Origin of the sequence: Enhygromyxa salina, assembly GCF_002994615.1 — a bacterium.
Classification (GTDB): Bacteria; Myxococcota_A; Polyangia; order Nannocystales; family Nannocystaceae; genus Plesiocystis; species Plesiocystis salina_A.
On the sequence record NZ_PVNK01000062.1, the window covers coordinates 1 to 22,947 of the forward strand.

The window sequence follows — 22,947 nt, forward strand, 5'->3', positions numbered from 1 at the left end:
CGACCAGGCCGAGACCGGGGGCGAGCCGCCCCCGAGCTCCGACACCGAGGGCGACCCCGAGATCCCCGCTCCCAACTCCACGCCCGACACGCCCGCCCCGTCGACCCCCGAGGCCCAGGCCCTCGCCGGGCTGGCGATCGCCAAGGCCGACCCGGTCGGCCCCGAGCTGCGCGCGCGCTTCGACGACTCCCTGGTCCTGCGCGTCAAGCTCGTCGTCGATCCCGCCCTGGTCATCGCCCGCGAAGACTGGCTCGGCTACGGCGCGAGCTTGTTCGCGGCGACCCGCGCGAGCTTCGAGCTGCTGTTCGGCGTCGAGCTTCAGCTCCAGGGCATCGTGATCTGGGACGTCGCGCCCGGGGCCGAGGTCGACGCGCTGCTCGCCGACCTCACGACCCGCGAGCGCGACGGCGCCGACGTGATCATCGGCCTCGTCGCCCAGGCCCAGCCGCCCAAGTTCGAGGCCACGTCGTGGACCGGAGACAAAAATGGCGACTACGCCCTCGTGTTCGCCGACCTCGCCCAGCGCGACCGCTACTATCGCAACCTCCTGCGCGCGCTCGCCGGGCTGCTCGGCGCCGAGCCAACGACCGACGCGGCGTCCAAGCAGCTCGGCAGCTTCATGAGCGACGCCACCCCCCCGGCCGGCAGCGCGCCGGTCCTCGACCCCGAAAACCGCGGCAAGGTCATCATCAACAAGCGCCGCCCGATGGCGCAGGCAGACCCAGGGCCGACTCCCGACGATGGCTCCAACCCCGACGTGGAGGAGAACTGAGCATGGCCGAGGCCGCCAAGACCCCCAGCACCGAAGCAGCCGGCAAGCGCCCCGGCAAGCTCCGGTGGTTGTTGGGCTGGATCGGGATCCCCGGGACGATCGTCGCGCTCTTGTTCCTCGCCGGCGTCCACGTCGGCGCCCGCCACCCCGACATGTTCTTGTCACGCGCGACCTTGTGGGCGCTCGACGGCGAGGCGCAGCTCGGACCGACGCAAGCGCAAGACCCGTTCGCGCGCCGACTGCGACTGCTCACGCTGCCCACCAAGAGCTTCGAGCTCGAGGCCCAGCTGAGCAAGTCCGAGCTCGACGAGTTGGTCGAGCGCGGCGCCGGCCCGAGCGTCGCCGAGCTCGACTGCGCCAAGGTCTGCGCCTCGAAGTGGACGGCCAACCACCCGGACAAAGAGTTCATCCGCGCGGACAGCTGCGAGCTCACGCAACCCACGCCCTCGAGCCCCGCCGCCAAGATCGTCTGCGAGGCCACGGTTCAGCGCTGAGGATGCGCACTGGCCTTCGCACCGCCTTCACACTGGCTTGGCGGGGCTCCCTCACTGGCAGCGCTGAACCAGATCGCTTACTTTGCGGCCGCCGGAGCCGCCGTCGTCCAACGATCGAGCGGCCCGCGGCGAGGTGAACCATGGCCGCGAAGTACCCGCTCAACAGGCTCGAACACCACCCCACGCTGACGCCGGAGCTCCTGCGCCTCGCGTACCGCGAGATGTGCATGGCCCGCTGCCACGTCGAGCGCGTGGTCCAGGAGTGCTCCAAGGGCAACATCAAATTCGCGATCTGGGGCCCGGGCGAGGAGCTCCACGGCGCCGCCCAGGCGATCGCCTACAGCGAGGTCGTCAACACCGACGCGTTCGGGATCTCCGGCCACTACCGCTCGGCCGGGCTCCTGTCGATGTGGGCGCGGCTGCGCGGCTACGACGACTTTCACCTCGATCACATGCGCCAGCAGCTGTCGCGGGTCACCGATCCCTGGAGCGGCGGCCGCCAGATGACCGCGCACTTCAACGACCCGCGCTTCAACATCCTCCCGTGCCAGAGCGCCCTCGGCATGCAGCTCGGCAAGGCCGTCGGCTACGCCCACGGCATGCGCAAGAAGGGCCACGACGACGGCGTGGTCGTCGCGGTGATCGGCGACGGGTCGATGGCCGAGAGCGACCTCCACGAGGGCATGACCGGCGCCTCGATCCTCGATCTGCCGCTGCTGCTGTGCGTGACCGACAACGAGATTGCGATCAGCGTCAAGCCCGAAGACGGCCGCGGGCTGCGGGATCTCGAGGCCTACGCCAAGGCCTTCGGGTTCGAGTTCTTCGTCGCCAACGGCAACGACTTCATCGAGGTCTACGAGACGACCAAGGCCGCGGCGACCTACTGCCGCGACAACCAGCGCCCGGCCCTGGTCTGGGTCCGCGAGCTCGCTCGGCTCAACGGCCACTCCAACGCCGGCGTCTACAACTTCGTGTTCGAGGCCCACGACTGCGTCAACGACTTCGGCGAGGCGCTCGTCGAGCAGGGCATCCTCGCGCCCGACGACATCATCACGCGCAACGAGGAGTCACGCGGCGACTACTACAAGCGCCACGACTTTGGCCGCGTCGGCAAGGCCGCCGACGACTACATCGTCGAGACCATGCGCGTCGCCGAGGACGAGCCCGAGCCGACGCCCGAGTCGGTCTGGGACCACATCTACGACCCCTACCCCGAGGCCGTCGAGCCCGCGTCGGTCGGTCGCCAGACGGTCATCTCGCTCAACGGCGCGATCCGGGCGGCGATGCGCGACATCCTCGACCACAACCCGATGACCTGGCTCTACGGCCAAGACGTGGCCGAGCGCGGCGGCGTGATGCAGGCGACCAAGGGCCTGTGGGAGCGCTTCCCCGACCAGGTCCGCGACGCGCCGATCAACGAGCCGCTGATCCTCGGCGCGGCGATGGGCTTCGCGCTCCACGAGGGCGCGACGGCGATGCCCGAGATCCAGTTCTCGGACTACAGCCTCAACACCCTCCACTGGCTGGTCTACATGGGCAACTTGCTGTGGCAGACCAACGGGACGGTCCGCGCCAACGTCATCGCGCGGCTGCCCGTCGAGCCCCTCCACGGCGGCGCGATCTACCACTCGATGTGCATGGAGGGCTTCTACGGCTCGATCCCCGGCCTGACGATCGTGGCCCCGACGACCTCGCGCGACTGCTACGGGCTGCTGCGCTCGGCCGCCGACTACAGCGGCCCGGTCGTGGTGTTCGAGTCCAAGGGCCTGTACCGCATGACCCTCGGCGACGCGTTCCCGGGCGAGCCCTCGGACCCCGAAGAGGTCAAGCGACTCAAGCGGGCGATCGGCATGCAGGGCCTGATCCCGGATCTGCCCAGCGACTTCCGCGTGCCGCTCGGCAAGGCCGCGGTCCGGCGCGAGGGTCGCGACCTGACGATCGTGACCTGGGGTCGGTGCACGCTGTTCACCCACGAGGCGATCGCGACCCTCAGCGAGCGCGGCATCGACGTCGAGATGATCGACCTGCGCACGATCGTCCCCCCCGACATGGACACGGTCCTGGCCTCGGTCCGCAAGACCGGGCGGCTGCTCGTCGTCCATGAAGATCGCGTGTTCGCCAGCATCGGCCGCGAGATCCAGGGCCACACGATCGAGGCCATGGCCGGCAGCCCGGTCGTGACCCGGGTCCTCGGCCAGGACGCCGTGCCCGGGATCCCGCAGAACATCAACCTCGAGCACAGCATCGTGGTCTCACCCGCGAAGATCGTCGCCGCCGCCGAGCAGACCATGGCCGTCGAGCTGCGCCGCCCGGCCGCGAGCGCCAGCTCGGGCCGCGCCCCGACCGTCAGCGAGCCCGCGCGCACCCGGGTCCTGTGGACCCCCAACCGCGCCTTCGTCGGCTGAAGGTTGGCCAAGTCCCCTCGACTCATTCGCTGGGTCTAAGCTGCGTTGAAGCCCCCTTTTAGGGGGCCACGCAAGCGATTGCGAAGCTCATCCCAGCCCACCGAGGGAGGGAGCGACCGGCCGTGCGTGGCAGAGTCGCTGACGGCTGTCGGGGTCATACAAGCTTCCTCGCTAGGGACAGACGTAGGTGATCGGGATCTGGCCCGTGTCCGCGGCCACGCACTTCTTGTCCTCGAACCATTTGGGGTTGTCGAGCCACGAACAGCACGGGAAGTTGGGCACACCCTCGGTGTCGAAGTTTGGACACGGAGAGCCCTTCGCGAGGCAGCAGCCGATCGCTTCGGGGTTCTGGTCCGGGACGACGTCGCTCGGCCCCGCGAAGCCCGTGCAGTCCGCGTTGCACTCGAAGTCACACAGCACGACGACGTCCGAGTTGGTCGGCTCGTCGATACACAGCGGCTCGCAGTAGGCCTCGAGCAGCTCCGGTTGGGCCTGGGCGCCGTCGCAGACCTCGGCCGGGAAGGTCACGGGCTCGCCGCTGGGGAACACGAGATCGCTGTACTCGCCGTCGAGTTGATCGTCGCCGCAAAAGCCACAGTTGTTGCGCCCGAAGAAGCACTCGTCCGTGCAGCGGTCGATCGTGCCGGACACGTAGCCCTTGGAGATGCCGATCGCCTTGGTGTTGTAGCCCCTGCACGAGAGGTTGGGCGCGAAGTTCTCGCCCGCGGCGACGCACTCGCCGAACAGCTGGTAGCAGACGCGATCCCCCGTGCAGTCCGAGTCATCTCCGCACGAGAGGTTGGGCTCGCACTCCTCGGTCCCGTTGACGACCTCGTCGCCGCAGACCTCGGGGCAGCCGTCGTAGTCGAAGGTGCATGCGTCGGTGCAGCGCAGCACGCCCGAGCCCGCCTCACAGCCCCGGCCGCGCAGATCGTTGCCGTCGCACTCCTCGTCGCCCGACGCGACGTTGTCACCGCAGACCGTGCAGTCCGCTTCGCTCGCCCGGACCTCGCAGCTCTCGGGGTCGCACTCGGCGTCGACCGCAAAGCCCTGCGCGCGGCAGGCGTTGATGTACGACGCGGGATCCCGCGGATCACACTGCTCGTTGTCTGGATCCCACCAGCCGTCGCCGCACGAGACCCCGCGGTCGAGCTCGAGCGGGCACCCGGCCACGACTCCGGCCGCGAGCGCGAGGAGCAGCAGGACCCCGCGCCCGATCGGACGCGGCCCTGCGCCTGCGTCGGACGCGGAAAGGGCGGACATGCGTGGATCATAGCCCCTGTCACCACCACGTGCCCTAGCAGCCCGGGGTGCAATGCCTCGCGCCGCCTCGCTTGGCCTCTTCGCCGAGGGCTTTGTCGCCAAAACTTGCAGTACGCCCGGTACAGCGGCGTTTTGGCTTCGCGCCCTCGGCGAAAATTCCGGCGCGAGGCGACACGATGCATTGCACCCCGGGCTGCTAGCAGCCCGGGGTGCAATGCCTCGCGCCGCCTCGCTTGGCCTCTTCGCCGAGGGCTTTGTCGCCAAAACTTGCAGTACGCCCGTGAATCAAGCGCCGCGCGCTCGACTCAGGCCTTCCAATCTTCAAGGGGCCTTTCGATGAGGCCCCTCGCTGCGGCGGCGAAGCCCCCTCCGCTGCCCCCCAAGCTCGCCTTGCGCCTCGTACTCGCCCTAAATCATTCAGCTTTTTGAATTCAACGCTTGATTTGGGTCGAGGGGTCAGAGCTCGTATCCGTACTGCCTGAGCTTGCGATAGAGCGTGGACTTGCCGATCTCCAGCAACCGCGCGGCCCGCCGCTTGTTGTACCTGGCCAGGCGCATCGCCTGCTCGACCGCGCGACGCTCGGCCCACGCGAGCGAGAATTGCTGCTTGGGCGAGACCCCGTGGATCCGAGCGACGTCCCGCAGGCGCAGCGCAGATGGCAGGTCCTGGAGCTCGATCTCGGCGCCCGTGCCCCGCGCGAGCGCGCGCAGGATCACCTCGCGCAGCTCGGTCACGTTGCCGGGCCAGTCGTAGTCGTACAGACAGTCGAGCGCGTCATCGGAGATCCCACAGACCGGCCGCGTCACGGGCGTGGTCTGGATCATCTCCAGGACCAGGGCCTCGAGATCTTCGATGCGCTCGGACAGCAGCGGCAGGTCGATGCGCACGCGACACCGACGGATCACCTTCGGGCTCAGGCGAGCCTTGCCCTCGGCGCTGTCGGGATCGAGCCGTGTCCCGAGGATCAGTCGTCCGTGATCGGGCTCGCAGGGGAGCTGCGCCTGTCGCTCCGTGGACAGGTGCTCGAGCGGGCTCAGATAGGCGAACTCACCGACGCGACCGAGCTGACCGAAGGCGTCGAGGGTCACGCGCTCGAGCGTCGGGATCTCGCCGCCGCCAAAGTGATGCAGGAGCCGGGCGACGGTGTGCTTGCCCGTGCCCGCGGCGCCGACGAGCAAGATTGGGCCCCGGCTGTGAACGGCCTGATGGACCTGCTCCATCACAGCCAGGGTCGCGGCGCTGCGTCCGAGGAAGACCGGCGGGCGCTCGCGGAGCCGAGCGCCCGCGACCGAGCGCGACGACGGCGTCGCCTTGGCGCGGGGCGGGCGGGTCGGGCGGTCGGAGATGCGGTCGTTGGGCATGGGAGTCCCGGCGGGTGGCTCGTAAAGCCCAAGTGCAAAATGGCCAGCGTCAGTCTTGTATAAACAGGACATTTTTCCGTGTGTCGGGTCACGAAAAAAGTGCGTATTAAACCGGCCCCGGAGCCGTTCGCGATCGCGGCAACGATCGCAATCGGCTCGAACGCCCGCTACCTTCGGCCGGCCGCGATGAAGTACCTCCCGATCAGCGTGTACATGTGCCTGCTCGCGACCGTTTGCAGCTGCAACGCCTCCGCAGAAGACTGCGCCAAGCTCGGCGACAAGTTCGTCGATCTCTACACGGCCGAGCTGAGCGAAGACAGCAAGAAGCTCGGGCCCGAGGTCCTCACCAACGCGGCCGAGGCGGGGCGCGAAGAGGTCGTGGATCAGTGCAAGAAGGAGACGTACTCCAAAGCGAGCGTCGAGCGTTGCCTCGCGGCCGAGACCATGGACGAGTTCAAGAAGTGCTGACGGACGTGCTAGACCGCCGTCCATGAGCGAGAACCTCCAGCGCCTGATCCGCGCGGTCTACGACGACCGCAGCTTGCTCGCCCAGACCGAGTACGCCGAGGCTGTCGAAGCGACCATCGACTTGCTCGACCGCGGTGAGCTGCGGGTCGCCGAGCCCGGCGAGTCGCCCGAGTCCGACTGGGTCGTCCACGCGTGGGTCAAGCAGGCGATCCTGCTTTACTTCGGCCTGACCAAGCTCGAGACGATCGAGATCGGCCCCTACGAGTACTACGACAAGATCCCGCTCAAGCGCGGCTGGGCCGAGGCCGGCGTCCGCGTGGTCCCCCCGGCCACCGCCCGGCGTGGCGCCTTCATCGAGCGGGGCGCGGTGCTCATGCCCAGCTACGTCAACATCGGCGCGAGGATCGGCGGCGGGACCATGGTCGACACCTGGGCGACCGTCGGCAGCTGCGCGCAGATCGGCCGCGACGTTCACCTCTCGGGCGGCGTCGGCATCGGTGGCGTGCTCGAGCCCCCCGGGGCCACGCCCGTGATCATCGAAGACGGCTGCTTCATCGGCTCGCGCGCGATCGTCGTCGAGGGCGTGCGGGTCGAGCGAGAGGCTGTGCTCGGCGCCAACGTGGTGATCACCGCCTCGACCCCGATCATCGACGTGTCGGGCCCCGAGCCGGTCGAGTATCGCGGCCGCGTCCCCGCCCGCTCGGTCGTGATCCCCGGCACGCGGACCAAGTCCTTCGCGGCCGGTGACTTCCAGCTCGCGGCCGCGCTCATCATCGGCCGTCGCAAACAGAGCACGAACATGCGCACGAGCCTCAACGACGCCCTCCGCGACTTCGCCGTCTCTGTCTGAGGCCTGCGCACATGGCGCACAGACGCGCGCCGCGGGGAGCCGCGGCCGTCAGCGCGCAACTATTCCGGTGTTGTTTCACGCCGGTACCCCTGGCCGGAGATCATTGGCATGCTCTTGTTCAGTCGGACCCCCACGCATGCCCGAAGGCAAGTCCAAAGCGCGTCGCTCGCTCGACCGCATCCGTCGCCATCGCGAGCCTGGCGAGCCGAGCCAACCCGAGGGCCCTCGGGCGCCGCTGAGCGATCGCGGTGAGGTCGGCTGGGACCACGACGCCGCGCCCGGCCGAGACGGCCCGCGCATGGTGGCGGATGAACGCAGCCCGCTCACGGCCCAGATCCTGAGCTTGTTCAGCGAGCCCGCCGTCACCACGATCACGGCCGTCTCGGCCGGGCGCGCGCTCGAGCGCCCGCGAACCGACATCCAGACCGCGATCGACGTGCTCGTCCAGGCTGGCGAGCTCAACCCGGTGTCCGACACCAGCTTGCGCTACACGATCTCGCCCGAGCGCAAGGCCCAGCTCGAGGCCATGTACCGCGAGGCCGCCCACGAGCTCGGCGAGACCACGGCGCTGGTCCTGCGCGAGCCCGACGAGCTGATGTCCTACGAGGACGACGACGAGCCGCGGCTACCGGTCACCGCCGGGCTCCTGAGCTTGTTCTTGCCTGGCACCGGCCAGCTGCTCAACGGCGACGTCGGCCGCGCCTCGCTGGTGTTCGCGGTCTGGAGCCTGGCCCTGCTCACCCATCTGTCGCCGATCTGGACCTTCGTCGCGCTCTACGCAGGCGCCGAGGCCTTCTTCACGGCCAAGGTCCGCGGCATGGAGCGCAAGCTCGCGCTCGAGGCCGCGGGCAAGAGCGAAGGCCCAGCCGAAGCCTGAGACCTTCTCGCCGCCTGGCCTCTTCGCCGAGGGCTTCGTCGTCGGCTGGAAGTCTGTCAGGGCGGCCCGTCAGGACGCCCCTTGCGCTGGCGGGCCAGGGCCAGGGCTTCGCCTCGCCAGCGGGGCAGCGCCTCCAGCAAGGTCGGCGTGCCCTGGATCGCCGGGGCGTCGGGGGTGTCGATGCTTCGCTCGAGCTCGGCCCAACAGCGACGCGCGGGCTGCCAGCGGCCCCGACGCTCGTTGTTCAGCGCAGCGAACAAGGTCGCGGGCCACAGCTCCGGGGCCAGGAGTCGGGCTCGGCGGAGCGCCTGCGCGGCCTCGCCGTCGTTGCCGAGGCTGTGGTGGGCGATGCCAGCCCACAGGTGGGCCTCGGCGAGGAGGAGATCGCTGCGCACGAGCGCCTCGAGCAGCTCGAGGGCCCGCTCGTTGTCGCCGGAATCGACCGCGGCGCCAGCTTGGTCGAGGCGCGCGGCGTCGCTGTCGTCGTCCTCGGCTGAAGCCCGGGGCGGCTCGGGTTCGGAGCTCGGCTTCGGCTTCGGCGTTGGCTTTGGCTTCGGCGTCGGCTTCGGCGTCGGCCTCGGCGTCGGCCTCGGCTTCGGCGTCGGCGTCGGCTTCGGCTTCGGCTTCGCAAGGCGGTGAGCCGAGGCAGTGCCCGGGACCGAGGGCCCTTCCCCCAAGCCGATCTGGAACATGAGATCCCCGGCTCCGAGGATCAGCTCACCCTCGGCCCGGAGGGACGCGCGCAGGCCCGCGACCACGGCGTGGGCGCGCGCGGGCTCGAAGTAGATCAGCACGTTGCGGCAGCAGATCACGTCGAAGCAACCGGGCGGCGGTGGATCGCACAGGTTGTGGACCGCGAACTCGACCCGCCTGCGGAGGCCCTCGTCGACCGACCACTGCTGCTCGCCCGCGGGCCTCAGGTATCGCCACAGCCGCGGCGGCAGCTCGCGCAGGGTCCACGCGCCGTAGCGGCCGGCCTGTGCGTCGGCGATCGCGTAGGCGTCGACGTCGGTCGCGAGCACGCGCAGCGGCAGGGCTCGCTCATCGGCGAGCATGGCCACGGACCACGGCTCCTCACCCGTCGCGCAGCCGGCGACCCACAGCCCGAGACGCCGCCCGGGGTCCGCGGCGTGGCGGGCCGCGAGGAGCTCGGCGAGCCGGTCGAGCTGGTCCGGGTCGCGATAAAACCAGCTGTGGCGCACCGTCGCGGCGTGGACAAGACGCGCGCGCTCGGACGCGTCGGCGCGGATCCGTTCGACGTAGCTGGGCTCGTCGATCCCGAGCGCCTCGAGCCGCGCCTCGACGTGCCGCGCGAGCGCCTTGGCCATGCCCCCGCGCTTCGGGTCGAGGCCATAGCTCGCGCGCAGCAGCTCAAAGATGCGCTTCAAGTCCACCCCACTCGAAGCTCACTCGCGGCTCACCCGGACCTCCCCGAGGGCCCGCGTTTTCGGAGCCAGCGGGTGATCGCCTCGTCGATCTCATGGGTGTTGAGGACCTCGAGCGCCGACCCGAGCGCGGCGCGGGGCATGCCCCAGACCGTGGCCGTGGCCCGATCCTGCACGATCGTCAGCTTGCCCGCGTCGCGCATGGCCGCGAGGCCACGGCTGCCGTCGTCGCCCAACCCGCTGAGCACGACCCCGACGTGCGCTCCGGCGACGCCCGCGAGCGACTCGAACAACACGTCGACCCGCGGGCACGCGAGGGCCCCGGGCCTGGCCGCCCGCGACCGCAGCCGGCCATCCTCGAGGACCAGGTCGGTGCCGCCCGGTGCCAGGACCAGGACCCCCGGCTCGGGCTCGACCGGCTCGTGGGCGATGCAGACCTCGAACTGGATCCGCGAGCGGAGCAAGCGCGAGAACGCCGAGACAAAGTCGGGTGGCAGGTGATGGGCGACGGCGAGCGCGGCGGGGAGCTGAGGCGGGAGCGCGTCGAGGACCGGGAACAGCGCCTTGGGGCCGCCCGCGGACGAGCCAAACGCGACGATCGGGGTGGCGTGGCGATCGGCCGCCCGCGGCGCTGGCCACTTCGCCCCCGAGCCCGACGAGGAGCTTCGCGGGGCGGGCTCGCCAACATCGACGTTCGCCAGCCGACGCACGCTCTCGCGCAGGGCCGCGCTGGCCTCGGCGTCGGCGGGTCCGACCTTGTTGACCAGGCCCAGCGCGCCCCGCTCGGTCGCGGCCACGGCCAGATCCCGCTCGCGCGCGTCGAGCCCGGTGACGACGATGATCGGTCGGGGATCCCGGGCCATGATCGTCTCGATCAGCGTCAGCCCGTCCATGCCCGGCATGTTCAGATCGACGGTCACCACGTCGGGGTTGGTCGCGGCGAGCTTGGCGAGGGCCTCGACGCCGCTGGCCGCAATGTCGATGACCTCGATGTCGCCATCCTCCTCGAGCTGGTCACTGAGCAGCTCACAACAGATCTGTGAATCATCGACGACAAATACGCGGATCATCGGGTCACCTCCACGAAGCGCGCCACCGCCTCCAACATGTTCTGGTCGCGAAATTCCGACTTGACCAGGTACGCGTCCGCGCCGAGCGAGGACGCACGCTCGCGGTCCGCGACCGAGCCCCGGGTCGTCACCATGATCACGGGCAGCTCCGGGTACCGGCGGCGCAGGCGGGCCAGGAGCTCGAAGCCGTCGACCTTGGGCATCTCCACGTCGGACAGGACCAGGTCGACCTCGCGCCGGTCGAGGAGCTCGAGGGCCTCGCGCCCGTCGCCGGCGGTGTAAACCTCGAGCTTGGCCGCCGTCAGCAGCTCGACGATCAGCTCGCGCACGATCGGCGAGTCATCGACGACCAGCACCCGCGGGCGCGCCTTGACCAGCTTGGGCCGGAGCTCGCGGGTGTCTTGTCGCGCCCGCCGAGCGAGCAGCGCCGCCGGCTCCAGCAACAGCACCAGGCGGCCGTCGTCCATCACCGAGCTCGCGCTCGCCGGGCCAACGCTGGCCAGCAGCGGCCCCATCGGCCGACGAAAGAGCTCGAACTCCCCGAGCAAGGTCGGGCTCGCGAGGGCGTAGCGGCGGCCCGCGTGGCTGCAGCAGATCGCGACGCGATCTTCGCTGTCCTCGGCCGAGTCACCCGCGCCGACCAGCCGCGCCAGCGACAGCAGCGGGAGGTGGGCGCCGTCGACGACGACCGTCGAGGCCGCGCTCGGGGTCCTGTCGTCGTCGATCGCCACGACCGGCCCGACGCGGCGCGAGGGCAGGCCCCACAAGGTCTGCCCGAGCTCGACGACGACCACGGTCTCGCGGCTGATCGTCGCCGGCACCCGGATCGTGAACCGAGCGCCGCGCCCGCGCTCGGACGAGATCGAGACCTCGCCGCCGAGGCCCTCGACCGCGCGCCGCACGGCGTCGAGGCCGACGCCGCGACCGGACAGCTCGCTGACGGTGGCCGCCGTCGTGAGCCCCGACTCGAACAACATCGGCAGCAGCTCGTCGGGGCCCGCGGCCGCGGCCGCGGCTTCGTCGAGCAGCCCACGCTCGCGCGCGAGCCGACACACGCGCTCGAGGTCGACGCCGCGCCCGTCATCGATGACCGCGATCTCGACCTCGGGCCCGACCGAGCGCGCGACGATCTCGAGCGCCGCCTCGCCGGGCTTGCCGGCCCGGTCCCCCGCCGCCTCGACCCCGTGATCGACGGCGTTGTGGACCAGGTGCATCAGCGGCTCTTGCAGCCGCTCGAGCAGCGAGCGCTCGAGCTGAGCCCCGCCCGCGTCGATCCGCACGCGCAGCGGCTTGCCCAGCTCCTCGCCGAGCGCGCGCGCGTGCTCGGACAGGCTCTCGAGCGCGGGCTCGACCGGGACCAAGCGCAAGCTCCAGGCCAGCTCGGCCAGCTCGGCCAGCTCGTGGCGAAACTCCTCGTCGCGGCTCGCGGACCGGTCCGAGCTGCTGCCGAGGCTCACGCGCAGGACCTCGAGGCGCTCGCACAGCTCGTCGACCAGGTCGACGCGGACCATCGAGAAGCTCGCGTGCGCGTCGGCCTCGGCGCGGCCGAGGGCAGCCGCCGAGCTCGGGCCTTGCTCGGTGACGGGCGCGTCGGCTCGCTCGACCCGAGCCCCCGGCCCGGGCCCGGGCTCCGCGAGCTCGGGCTGCTCGTCGGTCCCGGCCAGCAGCGCCAGACCTCGCTCGAGCGCGCGCTCGGCCCCGCGGTCTTCGAGCAAGGGCGCACGCAGGCGCGCGTGGATCAGGGCGATGACAGCCCGGACACGGGCGAGGCTGGCCTCTTCGGCGCTGTCTTCAACGAGGCGATCTTCGAGGTGGTGGACGAGCGCCGCGAGCGAGGTCAGGCCGAGCATCCGGGCCTCACCCTTGAGCGTATGCAGCGGCGCTCGCAGCTCCGACAGCAGCTCGGGGCTCAGCGGAGCCGGGCTCTCGAGCTTGGCGCTGACCTCGGTGATCCGCGTGAGCGATCCGCTGCGAAACCGGGCCAGCAAGGCCTCACGCCGCCCCGCGCGGCCCACTAGTCCGCCCCCTCCACGAGCCCCGCCTCCCCGACCTGCGGGAGGCGGCGGGGATCACAGACCAGGGTCAAGGCCTCGGGCAGCTCGACGAGGCCGACGACGCCCTGGCGCTCGCCGATCTCGCGCAGCAGGTCCGGCAGGTCGAGCAGCTCGCCGACCTCCGCGATGTGCATCGCGGCCGGGACCTCGACGCGTGCGCCGCCCCGCAGTCGCAGCGCCCGCCGACGCCCGCTCGCAGGCGTCGACCTGCCGTCGAAGATCGATGGCAACCACGGCCCGAGCTCGGGCCCGCCCGACGACGCGACGCCCTCGATCGCCTCGACGATCTGATCGGGGATCGCGAGGCCGACGCCCTCGAGCACGAGCACCCGCATCAGCGAGCCCTCCGGCTGGCGACGGCCCAGGCGTCGAGATCCAGGATCGGGACGACGAGCTCGTCGAGCTCGATCTCACCGCGGCAGGGCAGCCCGCCGTCGACCACCCAGCTCGCGGCGTGGACCGGCGCGATCGCGTCTGCGGCCGCGCGACACACCTCGAGCACGCGATCGACGGACAGCGCCACGGTGTCGTCGGTGAGCTGCAAGATCGCGTTGCGATTGCGGGTGCTCGGAGCGCTCAGCGTGGGCAGGTCGAGCGCGGGCCCGAGATCCAAGACCCCGACCGCGCGCCCGCGCCAGGCCAGCGCGCCGGGCAGCATCGGCGGCGTGTTCGGGATCGCAACCCACTGCTGCGGCCCCAGGATCTCGAGCACACTCAGGGCCTCGACGGCGATGCGGTGCTCGCCGATCACCATCGGCATCAGCGCGGTTGTCGTGGTCGTCTCCGGGGCGGACATCAGCTCACTCCTGGTCCTGTTCGACCGCGTCGGGCAGGTCGCCCCGGATCACGAACGCCCCCGTGAGACGCTCGAGCTCGAGGGCGTAGGCGCGCAGGCCCTCGGCCGCCGAGCGCGTCTGCGAGGTCGCGAGCGCGGCCGCGACGACCATCTCGGCGAGCTCCTGCACGCTCAGCGAGACCTGCTCGGTGTCGTCGCTTTGCTGCTGGGTCACGGTCGAGATCACCCGCGCGGCCTCGGCCGTGCTCTGGGCCAGCTTGCGGCTGTCTTCGGTCGCCATCACCGTGCTCGTGCCCGAGGCCTTGATGTCGGTCACGCGGTCGCGGACGTCCGCGACCGTCCCGGTCACGCGCTCGGCGAGGCGCCGCATCTCGGCCGCGACCAGGGCGAAGCCGCGTCCGGCCTCCCCGGCCCGCGTCGCCTCGAGCGAGCCGTTGAGCGCGAGCAGATCGCTGCGCTTGGCGACCTCGCGGATGACCTCGAGCAGGTCGCCGACGCTCGCGGCCTCGCCGCTGAGCTCACCGATCTTGGCGACCATGGCGTCGGTCGTCATCAGCGTCTGCTCGGCGTTGTCGAGCACCCTGCTCGCGGTCTGGGTGATCTGCTCGGCGGACTCGGCGAGCGAGCCGACCGTCGCGCTGACCTGCTGCACGCTCGCCGACTGCTGCTCGGCCGCCTGCTCCTGCTGCTGCGTGATCGCGTGGATCTCGGCCGCCGCCGAGGCCAGCTCGAGCGCGGTCTCGCGGATCCGGACGACCATCTCGTGGAGGCGCGCGAGCATGCCCCGAAACGCGTCGTGGAGCTCGCCAGGGTGATCGAGCTCGACGCTCAGATCGCCCTCGGCCACGGCCTGGGCCGTGCGCGCGAGCTCCTCGAGCATGTCGAGCATGCGGTTGAAGACGATCGCGAAGCGGCCGAGCTCGTCGTTGTGCAGCGGGACCACGCGCCCGAGCGCGCGCAGCTCTCCGGCCTCGACGAGGCGCCGCGCCGCGCCGTGAAAGCGCTCGATCGGGCCCGAGAGCGAGCGACCGTGGATCCAGCCCAGGAACGCGATCGGCGGCGCGACCGCGAGCACGAGCACGAGCAGCCCGAGCAGCAGCGAGTCGAGCTGCTCATCGGGTCGCGCCTCAGCCACGGCCCAGCGACCGTCGCCCGTGGGCGCGGCCGCGACCGCGAGCCGGCGAGCGGAGTCGTAGGCGAAGATCGGCGCAGCTTCGTTGCCGGGCTCGAGCTCGTCGCGCACGAGCTCAGGCAGCTCGTCCGGACCGACGAGCGCGACGCCATCGAGGGCCTGACCGAGCCCTGCCTCGATCCGGAGCGCGCTCAGCTCCGCGCGGCGCAGCTGCTCGTTGAGCTCGGCGTCGCGCAGCGCCTGAGCCCGCGCGAGCCCGCCAAAGCCACCGACACCGAGGATCGTCCCGACGACCAGCGTGACGGCTCGAGCCATGGCCGAGCCACCGACCGAGCTCGGCGAGCGCGAACCGTCGAGCCCCCGCTCGAGCAAGACCTCGCCGAGCTCGAGGCGCGGGTCCAAGAGCGAGACCCGGAACAAGGGACCGAGCAAGATCGGCGTCATCATCACCAGCGCGAGCGCGCTCAACCCCGACGCGAGCAGCTCGGCGTGGCCGATCGCCTCGGTCGAACCGTTGAGCAGCGCACCGAGCCCGAACACGGCGACCCAGCCGATCAGGTAGGCCGGCAAGAACAGGCGAGGGAGCCGGTCCAGCGCGCGGTCGGCCTCGAGCACCTGCGTGTCTCCGGCGTCGTCGCCCGCGAGGCGCCAGGCCCGAACCGGGCCGAGGAGGGCGCGCAGATGAGCGATCCACACACCCACGCGGGCGGCGGTCAGACCCAGGGCCAGGCCGACGCCGACCACATCCGTCACCGCCCACAGGACCACGAAGATGGCCGTGCCCACGGTGTCGAGCGCGATGACGCGCGCGAGCGTGGGTATGAAGACGTTCCGTCGACTCACCGAGGTCTCCGGGGCATCACCCAGCATCGCTCACCGACGCGCGAGAGTCGACCGCCTTGATTGCGCCGGGGCCCGAGCCTCAGTCAACGGGGGCGGGATCGCTCGGCTCAGCCCGCGCGGGCTGGGATCCGAAGCGGAATGTAGGGCATGCGATCCGCATCATCCCCGTCCCCGTAGAGCCAGCTGTAGGCCGCCCAGCGCCCGAGCACCGACTGCGTGTAGCGACGGGTCTCGTCAAAGGGGATGGCCTCGACGAAGAGATCGAGGTCCCAGCTCCCGCGCTGCTGCAGCCACTCGTCGGTTCGGCCGGGGCCCGCGTTGTAGCTGGGCACGGCCAGAGCCGGGGCTCCGTCGACGTTGCCCCAGCGCGCGGTCAGACCGGCGAGGTAGCGCTGGCCGATATCGAGGTTGACCGCGGGATCGTAGAGCTGGCTGGGATCGAGCTTCAGGCCGGCACGCTGAGCCACGTTGTCGGCGGTCGCGGGCATCAGCTGGATCAACCCACGCGCCCCCGCCCACGAGGTCGCGCCGGGGTTGAAGCGGCTCTCGCTTTGCATGATCGCGTAGGTCAGCATCCGCGGCACGCCGTGCCCTTGCTCGCCCGGGTCGACGAGGCCGCGGAAGGGGACCGGATGCGCGAGCTCCCACAGCGCGCGCCTGTCTCCGGCCGGACCCCCGCGCCGCCAGCTGCTGCCGAGCCCGGCGAGGGTCCGCTGGGCCTCGCTGTAGAGCCCGGCCTGGGCCAGGGTCGCAACCGCTGGCCAGCCGTCGATGCCGGCCGCGTCGAGCTCTTCGCTGGCCTGATCTCCGAGCCCGAGGCTCGCCCAGATCTTCACCCGACGGGCCGTGTCCGTGGCCGGGAGCTCGAGCTCGGGCACCGCCTCGTTGGTGCCCGTCGAGATCAACGCAAACCCGCGCGCGGCCGCGTCCTCGTCGCGCTCGCGCAGCCGCGACAGCGCCTGGAGGGCCGGGTAGCTGAGCGGGCGGGTCTCGATCGCGCGGGTGTAGGCGGCCTCGGCCTCGTCGGCGTCGCCGAGGTGATCGAGGGCCTTGCCGCGAAAATAGTGGAGCTTGGCCAGCTCGTCGCCGTGGATCTTGCCGCCCGCGATCGAGCGATCGATCAGATCGAGCGCGTCCTGGATCCGCCCCTCGGCGAAGCCCTGAACGAGGAGCCGACGCAGGGCCTCGCCGTACATGTCGCCGTTGGGGTGCTTGGCCAGCGCGCGCTCGTAGGCCGCCCGGGCCTTGCCGGGCTCGCCGGCCGACTCCCACGACTCGCCTGCCTTGATGTAGCAGTCGTCGGCGTAGCTGTGATCGGCGTGATCGTTGGCGAGGGTCTCGAAGCGCTTGGCCGCCTGCGCGTGCTTGCCCCCAGCGTAGAGGCCCCGCGCGGCCTGGTAGCGGGTCTTGACCGTGAGGGTCTTGTCGCCGGCCGCCTTGCAGTGCTTGGCCGCGAGGTCGAACACCGGCTGGGCCGCGGGCCGCTTGCGCTGCTTGAAGATCGCCGAGCCCTTGGCGTACAGGACCTCGCAGCGATCGCCCTCGTCGGCCCCGAGCTGCTTGGCCCGCTTGATGAATGCGTCGGCGGCGGTGATCGCCGCGCCGTAGCTGCGACGATCGAGGTGGCGGTCGATCTCGGCCTTGGCCGCGAGGCGATCGAGGCGCTTGCGCTCGGCCTTGGTCCGCGTGATCAGCTTGGCCTTCTCGAGCTTGTCGAGCTCGGCGGCGGCCTCCTCGCCGTAGTCCGACAGCGGGACCTCGACGACGAGCCGCTCGAACAGCTTGGCGGCGGCGCGCTTGTCGTCGTCGTCGCCCGCGAGCAGCAAGACCGCGAGCTTGCGCCGGGCCTCGTGGAGCTCGCTGCCCTTGGCGTGGGTCGTGAACGCCTCGTAAGACGCGATCGCTCCGGCTCGGTCCTGGGTCCGCGCCTGGGCGTCGGCCTTGATCAGCAAGACCCGCGCCGGGACCCCCGCCGCGCGTCCAGCCGCGAAGTCGGAGCCGAGCTCGTCGATGAGCTCGAGCGCGGCCTCGCTCTCGCTCGCGTCGAGCCGCGCCTGGGCCTCGAGCATGCGCAGATAGGGCTCGATCGGGGCCAGGGCCTCGGTCGCGCGCGCGCGAGCGAGGCGCTGCGCGGCTTCGGGCCAACGGTCGACGCGGAGATCTTCAAACGCACGCAGGAGCTCGGCCGCGCCCCGGTCGGAGTTCGACAGCTCCGGGTCTGCGAGCAGCTCGTCGAGGCTCGCGACCGCGCTCGCGTGGTCCCGCCGCTCGCGGGCGAGGATCGCATCGTGGCCCGGGCCATCCGCGAACCACAGCGTGCGCGCGCCGGGCTCGACCTCGTCGGCCTCGGCCTCGGCCTCGTCGATCGGCACCTCGTTGGTGCCGACCGTGTTGGTCTCGGCGGTCGACAGCAGCGGCGGGGTCTCTTGATGGCACCCGACCAGCCCGATCGACACCAGGCACAGGGCCGAAATCGCGCCAAATCGGCCCCCCGATCGGGATGTGGGACAAAAACCTACCCCCGTTTTTCGAGCACGCCTGGCCATCTCTTCAGCTTTCTAACGTTGCCCAGCCGGGCGGGCAAGAATGGGAGGAATTTGCGCGAGCGCGGCGAAGGTCCACGGATCTCGGCCGCGAAGTGTTCCGGATCCTTCGTCGACGCTCTAGCAGCCCGTGGTGCAATGTATCGTGTCGCCTCGCGCCGGAATCTTCGCCGAGGGCGCGAAGCCAAGACGCCGCTGTACCGGGCGTACTGCAAGTTTTGGCGGCGCGAGGCATTGCACCACGGGCTGCTAGCCCTAAATCAAGCGCTGAATTCAAAAAGCTGAATGATTTAGGGCTAGTACGAGCCGCAAGGCGAGCGTTTGGGGTGAGCGGAGGGGGCTTTGCCGCCGCAGCGAGGGGCCTTTTTGAAAGGCCCCTCGAGGACTAGAAGGCCTGAGTCGAGCGCGCAGCGCTTGATTCAGGGCTAGCCGTTGGAGATGGGCTCGAGCTGTTCGAGCGAGCCCTGGTCGGCGTCGAGGCGCGAGCGCACGCCGAACGCGAGGGCGGCGTTGCGGGTGGGCGCGTGGCCGAAGGGCAGGCCGAGGACGACGGGCACCCCGAGGCGCCCGAGGCGATCGTCGAGGACCTCGTCGGCGGTGAAGCCCCGGCTGCCGCCGCCCTCGGGCTCGACGCAGCCGTGCAGATCCCCGACCGCGACGCCGACGACGCCGCGCAGCGAGCCGCTCTCGAGCAGCTGGGTGAGCGCGCGATCGATGCGATAGGGGCGCTCGCCGATCTCCTCGAGCGCGAGGATCGCCCCGTCGAGCGAGGGCATGTGCGGCGTGCCGATCAGCGTGCGCAAGACCTCGAGGTTGGCGACGATCAGCGGGCCCTCGACGCGGCCGCCGTGGAGGCTGGCGCCGTGCTCGTCGGCGACCAGAGGTGGCGGCAGCTCGCCTTCGAGCAGATCCCACAGGCGCTGGCGATCGTGCTCGGGCAGCTCGGCGAGCTGGGCCACGACCGGGCCGTGGATCGAGGGCACGCGGGCGTGAACCCAGGCCCAGCAAAGCAGCGCGCTGACGTCGGAGAAGCCGACCAGGACCTTGCGCCGGTCGCCGCCTCGCAGCGCCGTGGGATCGAGGCGCGCGAGCAAGCGCGTGGCCCCGTAGCCGCCGCGCGCCGCCCAGACCACGCGGGCTCGGTCGTCGCGCAGCGCGAGGTCGAGGGCCTCGAGGCGCTCGCGGTCGTCACCGGCGAAGTAGCCCGCGCGGCGCTCGAGGTTGGCGGCCAGGGTCGGGGCGCCGTAGCGCCGACCGACGTGCGCGAGCCCACGCCGAACGCGCTCGGGGTTCACGGGCCCCGAGGGCGCGACCACGTGGACCCACCCGGCCTCGCCGGCCTCGGGCCGCGCCCGGTCAGATCCCCGCCCTGGCGGGGTAGCGTTGGTCTGATTCACGGTCGGCTGCGCTGCCCAGCATACGCGAACACGGCCCCGGAGCGCTCGCGTAGACAGCGCGCGCACCCCCACTTACCCTCGCCATCACACATGTTCCAACGCGTCCTCAAGAAGGTGTTCGGCACCAAGCACCAGCGGCAGATCAAGAAGATCCAGCCGCTCGTCGACAAGATCGGCGCGCTGGAGAAGACCGTCCAGCCGCTGACCGACGACGAGCTCCGGGCCAAGACCGCCGACTTCAAGCAGCGAATCTACAACGGCGAGCCCCTCGACGATCTGCTGCCCGAGGCCTACGCCGTCGTGCGCGAGGCCGGCGTCCGCACGCTCGGCATGCGCCACTACGACGTCCAGATGATCGGCGCGATCGCGATGCACCGCGGGATGGTGCTCGAGATGCGGACCGGTGAGGGCAAGACCCTGACGGCGACCGCGGCGCTGTACCTCAACGCCCTGTCCGGGCGCGGCGCCCACCTGATCACCGTCAACGACTACCTCGCGTCGCGCGACGCCGAGTGGATGGGCCAGCTCTACAACTTCCTCGGGCTCTCGGTCGGCGCGATCGTCCACGGCCTGTTCCACCACGAGCGCCAAAAAGCCTACCGCTGCGACATCACCTACGGGACCAACAACGAGTTCGGGTTCGACTACCTCCGCGACAACATGAAGGAGACGATCGAGAAGTACGTTCAGCGCGAGCTGAACTACGCGATCGTCGACGAGGTCGACTCGATCCTGATCGACGAGGCCCGGACCCCGCTGATCATCTCGGGCGAGAGCGCCAAGCCGGCCGAGCTCTACAAGACCGTCGACCGCGCCGTCCCGCAGCTGCGCAAGGACCTCGACTACGTCGTCGATGAGAAGGCCAGCAGCGTCCAGCTGACCGACGCGGGCGTCGACCGGATCGAGAAGGTCCTCGGCTGCAAGAACCTCTACGCCAAGGAAAACGTCGAGCTCAAGCACCACGTCGACCAGGGCCTGCGCGCCCACGTGCTCTACAAGCGCGACGTCAACTACCTCGTCGAGCGCGGCGAGGTCGTGATCGTCGACGAGTTCACCGGCCGGAAGATGGAGGGCCGGCGCTGGAGCGACGGGCTCCACCAGGCGATCGAGGCCAAGGAGAACGTCCCGATCCAGCCCGAGTCCCAGACCCTGGCCACGATCACCTACCAGAACTACTTCCGCATGTACGACAAGCTCGCGGGCATGACGGGGACGGCCGACACCGAGGCCCAGGAGTTCCACAAGATCTACAACCTCGACGTCATCGTCGTCCCGACCAACCGCGTGATCATCCGCGACGACATGGACGACCTCGTCTACAAGAGCGAGCGCGGCAAGTTCATGGCCGCGGTCAAGCAGATCCGCGAGTGCCACGAGCGCGGCCAGCCCGTGTTGGTCGGCACGACCAGCGTCGAGAAGTCCCAGGTCATCCACCAGCTCCTCGACCGGGCCGGGATCCCGCACTCGGTCCTCAACGCCAAGAACCACGAGCGCGAGGCCTACATCGTGGCCCAGGCCGGGCGGAAGCACGCGATCACCGTCGCGACCAACATGGCCGGGCGCGGGACCGACATCATCCTCGGCGGCAACCCCGAGCTCATGGCCCGGGCCCACTACGACCCCGACAAGGAGCCCGAGGCCTTCGCCAAGCTCCACGAGGGGCTCAAGGTTCAGTGCGAGGAAGAGAAGCGCGAGGTCCTCGAGCTCGGCGGGCTGTTCATCCTCGGGACCGAGCGCCACGAGAGCCGCCGGATCGACAACCAGCTGCGCGGCCGCGCCGGTCGCCAGGGTGACCCCGGCGCCTCGCGCTTCTTCCTCTCGCTCGAGGACGACCTCATGCGGATCTTCGGGGCCGATCGCATCACCGGCCTGATGGAGCGCCTCGGCATGGAGGAGGACGTCCCGATCGAGGCGCCGATGGTCAACAAGGCGATCGAGAACGCCCAGACCAAGGTCGAAGCCATGCACTTCGACACGCGCAAGAACCTGTTCGAGTACGACAACGTGATGAACGAGCAGCGCAAGGCGATCTACGCCCTGCGCCGCCAGATCCTCGAGGGTCGCTACCAGCCGGAGATCCTCGACGACGAGGCCCGCAAGGAGCAAAAGCGCAAGCTCCCGCCGCCGCCGGACACCTCGGGCCCGCACACGATCCCCTCGCTGGCCGAGACGATGCGCGAGCGGACCGTGGCGATCATCGATCGCCACTGCCGCGAGCAGCTGATCAAGGCCGGGCTCGACCACGAGGTCCCCGAGCCCTTCCCGCCCGAGGGCATCGTCCCCCACGAGCTGACCCACGACATCTACCGCCACTACGGCTCGCTCGTCACCCTCGACGACGTCCGCCTCGACCGCGACAAGATCATCGAGCGCGCGCTCGAGGTCGTCGCCGCCTCGCTGATCCAGCAGCGCGAGCGGATCCACGATCTTTGCTACGAGCACATCGAGCAGACCGTGATCGAGGCCTGCCCCGAGGACGTCCACCCCGACGAGTGGGAGCTCGAGGCCCTCGAGAAGCAGCTGCTCGAGCGCTTCTACGTCGAGGTCGATCTGTCCGACGTCCGCGACGACATCGATCAGCTCGTCGACACCTGCTGGGAGCAGGTCGAGGCCTCGCTGCTCGCGCGCGAGCAGGAGTTTGGCCTCTACGTGTTCCTGTACCAGATCCGCCGGGTCTACCTGCGCGAGATCGACGAGCAGTGGATCGGCCACCTCAAGAACATCGAGCAGCTCCGGGCCGGGATCGGCCTGCTCGGCTACGCCAACAAGAACCCCAAGAACGCCTACAAGATCGAGGGCTTCGCCCTGTTCCGCGCGATGTGGGAGAACATCGCGCAGACCGTGCTCGACCAGGTCTTGCAGATGCGCCTCTCGGAAGAGGACAAGCGCCGGGCCGAAGAGGGCGCCGAGTACGAGAGCACCCTGACCAAGGCCTCGCAGCGACGCGAGCGGTCGACGGCCACGCGCCGCAAGGGCGGCCAGCTCGACAAGCTCGACGCCGCGGCCAAGGCCGCCGTCGCCAAGCTCAAGGCCTCGACCCTCGGGACCGCCGAGCGCAACGCGGCCGCGACCGCGCTCGCCGAGATGCAGCGCCAGGCCGCCGCGGCGCCGACGCCCTCGGCCGACGACACGATCGAGGCCAGCGCCGCGAAGGCGATCGCCGCGGCCAAGATCCAAAAGGACGGCAAGAAGTCGTCCGGGCGGCGCAAGCGACGCAAGAAGGCCTGAACCCGGGC

The 22,947-nt window shown here is 70.5% G+C and carries 16 protein-coding genes and 1 pseudogene; 7 read left to right on the top strand and 10 right to left on the bottom strand.

The window, feature by feature from the left end; all coding sequences use genetic code 11:
- From ENSA5_RS37070 to ENSA5_RS05475, 3 genes and pseudogenes are all read left to right on the top strand, one after another.
- Positions 1-772 (top strand): annotated as a pseudogene (locus tag ENSA5_RS37070) (hypothetical protein); the annotation flags it as partial.
- Positions 773-774: 2 nt separating this feature from the next.
- Positions 775-1,266: a hypothetical protein gene (locus ENSA5_RS05470; protein WP_106390503.1), complete on the top strand. Its 492-nt coding sequence runs from the start codon at positions 775-777 to the stop codon at positions 1,264-1,266.
- 140 nt (positions 1,267-1,406) lie between these two features.
- A complete protein-coding gene (locus ENSA5_RS05475) occupies positions 1,407-3,671 on the top strand; it encodes a thiamine pyrophosphate-dependent enzyme (RefSeq protein WP_106390505.1) in 2,265 nt (754 codons plus the stop codon).
- Positions 3,672-3,842: 171 nt separating this feature from the next.
- On the opposite strand, the gene ENSA5_RS05480 is transcribed toward ENSA5_RS05475, so the two are convergent.
- Both ENSA5_RS05480 and ENSA5_RS37075 read right to left on the bottom strand, forming a co-directional pair.
- Positions 3,843-4,934 (bottom strand): hypothetical protein, encoded by a 1,092-nt coding sequence (locus ENSA5_RS05480; protein ID WP_146155356.1) that lies wholly within the window; start codon positions 4,932-4,934, stop codon positions 3,843-3,845.
- A gap of 456 nt (positions 4,935-5,390) precedes the next feature.
- Positions 5,391-6,296 carry an AAA-type ATPase lid domain-containing protein gene (locus tag ENSA5_RS37075; RefSeq protein WP_181197401.1) on the bottom strand — a complete coding sequence of 302 codons (906 nt, stop codon included), beginning with the start codon at positions 6,294-6,296 and terminating at the stop codon, positions 5,391-5,393.
- A 186-nt stretch (positions 6,297-6,482) separates the two neighbouring features.
- Between ENSA5_RS37075 and ENSA5_RS37080 the strand changes: the two genes are divergently transcribed.
- From ENSA5_RS37080 to ENSA5_RS05495, 3 genes are all read left to right on the top strand, one after another.
- Positions 6,483-6,764 carry a hypothetical protein gene (locus tag ENSA5_RS37080; RefSeq protein WP_181197402.1) on the top strand — a complete coding sequence of 94 codons (282 nt, stop codon included), beginning with the start codon at positions 6,483-6,485 and terminating at the stop codon, positions 6,762-6,764.
- Positions 6,765-6,786: 22 nt separating this feature from the next.
- A complete protein-coding gene (locus ENSA5_RS05490; RefSeq protein ID WP_106390511.1) occupies positions 6,787-7,614 on the top strand; it encodes a 2,3,4,5-tetrahydropyridine-2,6-dicarboxylate N-succinyltransferase in 828 nt (275 codons plus the stop codon).
- A gap of 136 nt (positions 7,615-7,750) precedes the next feature.
- Complete coding sequence (locus ENSA5_RS05495) at positions 7,751-8,491, top strand: hypothetical protein (RefSeq protein WP_106390513.1); 741 nt, start codon at positions 7,751-7,753, stop codon at positions 8,489-8,491.
- Between the two features lie 56 nt (positions 8,492-8,547).
- Here the strand turns inward: ENSA5_RS05495 and ENSA5_RS05500 are convergent, their stop codons facing one another.
- From ENSA5_RS05500 to ENSA5_RS05535, 8 genes are all read right to left on the bottom strand, one after another.
- Entirely contained in the window at positions 8,548-9,879 is a 1,332-nt protein-coding gene (locus tag ENSA5_RS05500; RefSeq protein ID WP_146155357.1) for a CheR family methyltransferase, read from the bottom strand.
- Positions 9,880-9,908: 29 nt separating this feature from the next.
- A complete protein-coding gene (locus ENSA5_RS05505) occupies positions 9,909-10,946 on the bottom strand; it encodes a chemotaxis protein CheB (protein ID WP_106390516.1) in 1,038 nt (345 codons plus the stop codon).
- Positions 10,943-12,961 carry a hybrid sensor histidine kinase/response regulator gene (locus ENSA5_RS05510; RefSeq protein WP_106390518.1) on the bottom strand — a complete coding sequence of 673 codons (2,019 nt, stop codon included), beginning with the start codon at positions 12,959-12,961 and terminating at the stop codon, positions 10,943-10,945. The genes ENSA5_RS05505 and ENSA5_RS05510 overlap by 4 nt, the downstream gene beginning before the upstream one ends.
- Complete coding sequence (locus ENSA5_RS05515; protein ID WP_106390520.1) at positions 12,961-13,335, bottom strand: hypothetical protein; 375 nt, start codon at positions 13,333-13,335, stop codon at positions 12,961-12,963. Before ENSA5_RS05515 ends, ENSA5_RS05510 begins: the two co-directional genes overlap by 1 nt.
- Complete coding sequence (locus ENSA5_RS05520) at positions 13,335-13,796, bottom strand: chemotaxis protein CheW (RefSeq protein WP_106390521.1); 462 nt, start codon at positions 13,794-13,796, stop codon at positions 13,335-13,337. Before ENSA5_RS05520 ends, ENSA5_RS05515 begins: the two co-directional genes overlap by 1 nt.
- 4 nt (positions 13,797-13,800) lie before the next feature.
- Positions 13,801-15,771 (bottom strand): methyl-accepting chemotaxis protein, encoded by a 1,971-nt coding sequence (locus tag ENSA5_RS05525; protein ID WP_146155358.1) that lies wholly within the window; start codon positions 15,769-15,771, stop codon positions 13,801-13,803.
- 107 nt (positions 15,772-15,878) lie between these two features.
- Positions 15,879-18,227, bottom strand: coding sequence for a transglycosylase SLT domain-containing protein (locus tag ENSA5_RS05530; protein WP_106390525.1), 2,349 nt, complete (start codon positions 18,225-18,227; stop codon positions 15,879-15,881).
- A 512-nt stretch (positions 18,228-18,739) separates the two neighbouring features.
- Entirely contained in the window at positions 18,740-19,711 is a 972-nt protein-coding gene (locus tag ENSA5_RS05535; RefSeq protein WP_181197403.1) for a S66 peptidase family protein, read from the bottom strand.
- Positions 19,712-19,801: 90 nt separating this feature from the next.
- On the opposite strand from ENSA5_RS05535, the gene secA reads away from it, so the two are divergent.
- The gene (gene secA / locus ENSA5_RS05540; protein WP_106390529.1) at positions 19,802-22,939 is read left to right on the top strand and encodes a preprotein translocase subunit SecA; all 3,138 of its coding nucleotides are present in this window, start codon (positions 19,802-19,804) and stop codon (positions 22,937-22,939) included.
- Positions 22,940-22,947 lie beyond the last annotated feature (8 nt).

Bases quoted from the DNA above. Each gene is read 5' to 3' on its own strand.
- ENSA5_RS05470 (WP_106390503.1), top strand. From the start codon at position 775: ATGGCCGAGGCCGCCAAGACCCCCAGCACCGAAGCAGCCGGCAAGCGC.
- ENSA5_RS05475 (WP_106390505.1), top strand. From the start codon at position 1,407: ATGGCCGCGAAGTACCCGCTCAACAGGCTCGAACACCACCCCACGCTG.
- ENSA5_RS05480 (WP_146155356.1), bottom strand. From the start codon at position 4,934: ATGTCCGCCCTTTCCGCGTCCGACGCAGGCGCAGGGCCGCGTCCGATC.
- ENSA5_RS37075 (WP_181197401.1), bottom strand. From the start codon at position 6,296: ATGCCCAACGACCGCATCTCCGACCGCCCGACCCGCCCGCCCCGCGCC.
- ENSA5_RS37080 (WP_181197402.1), top strand. From the start codon at position 6,483: ATGAAGTACCTCCCGATCAGCGTGTACATGTGCCTGCTCGCGACCGTT.
- ENSA5_RS05490 (WP_106390511.1), top strand. From the start codon at position 6,787: ATGAGCGAGAACCTCCAGCGCCTGATCCGCGCGGTCTACGACGACCGC.
- ENSA5_RS05495 (WP_106390513.1), top strand. From the start codon at position 7,751: ATGCCCGAAGGCAAGTCCAAAGCGCGTCGCTCGCTCGACCGCATCCGT.
- ENSA5_RS05505 (WP_106390516.1), bottom strand. From the start codon at position 10,946: ATGATCCGCGTATTTGTCGTCGATGATTCACAGATCTGTTGTGAGCTG.
- ENSA5_RS05515 (WP_106390520.1), bottom strand. From the start codon at position 13,335: ATGCGGGTGCTCGTGCTCGAGGGCGTCGGCCTCGCGATCCCCGATCAG.
- ENSA5_RS05520 (WP_106390521.1), bottom strand. From the start codon at position 13,796: ATGTCCGCCCCGGAGACGACCACGACAACCGCGCTGATGCCGATGGTG.
- secA (WP_106390529.1), top strand. From the start codon at position 19,802: ATGTTCCAACGCGTCCTCAAGAAGGTGTTCGGCACCAAGCACCAGCGG.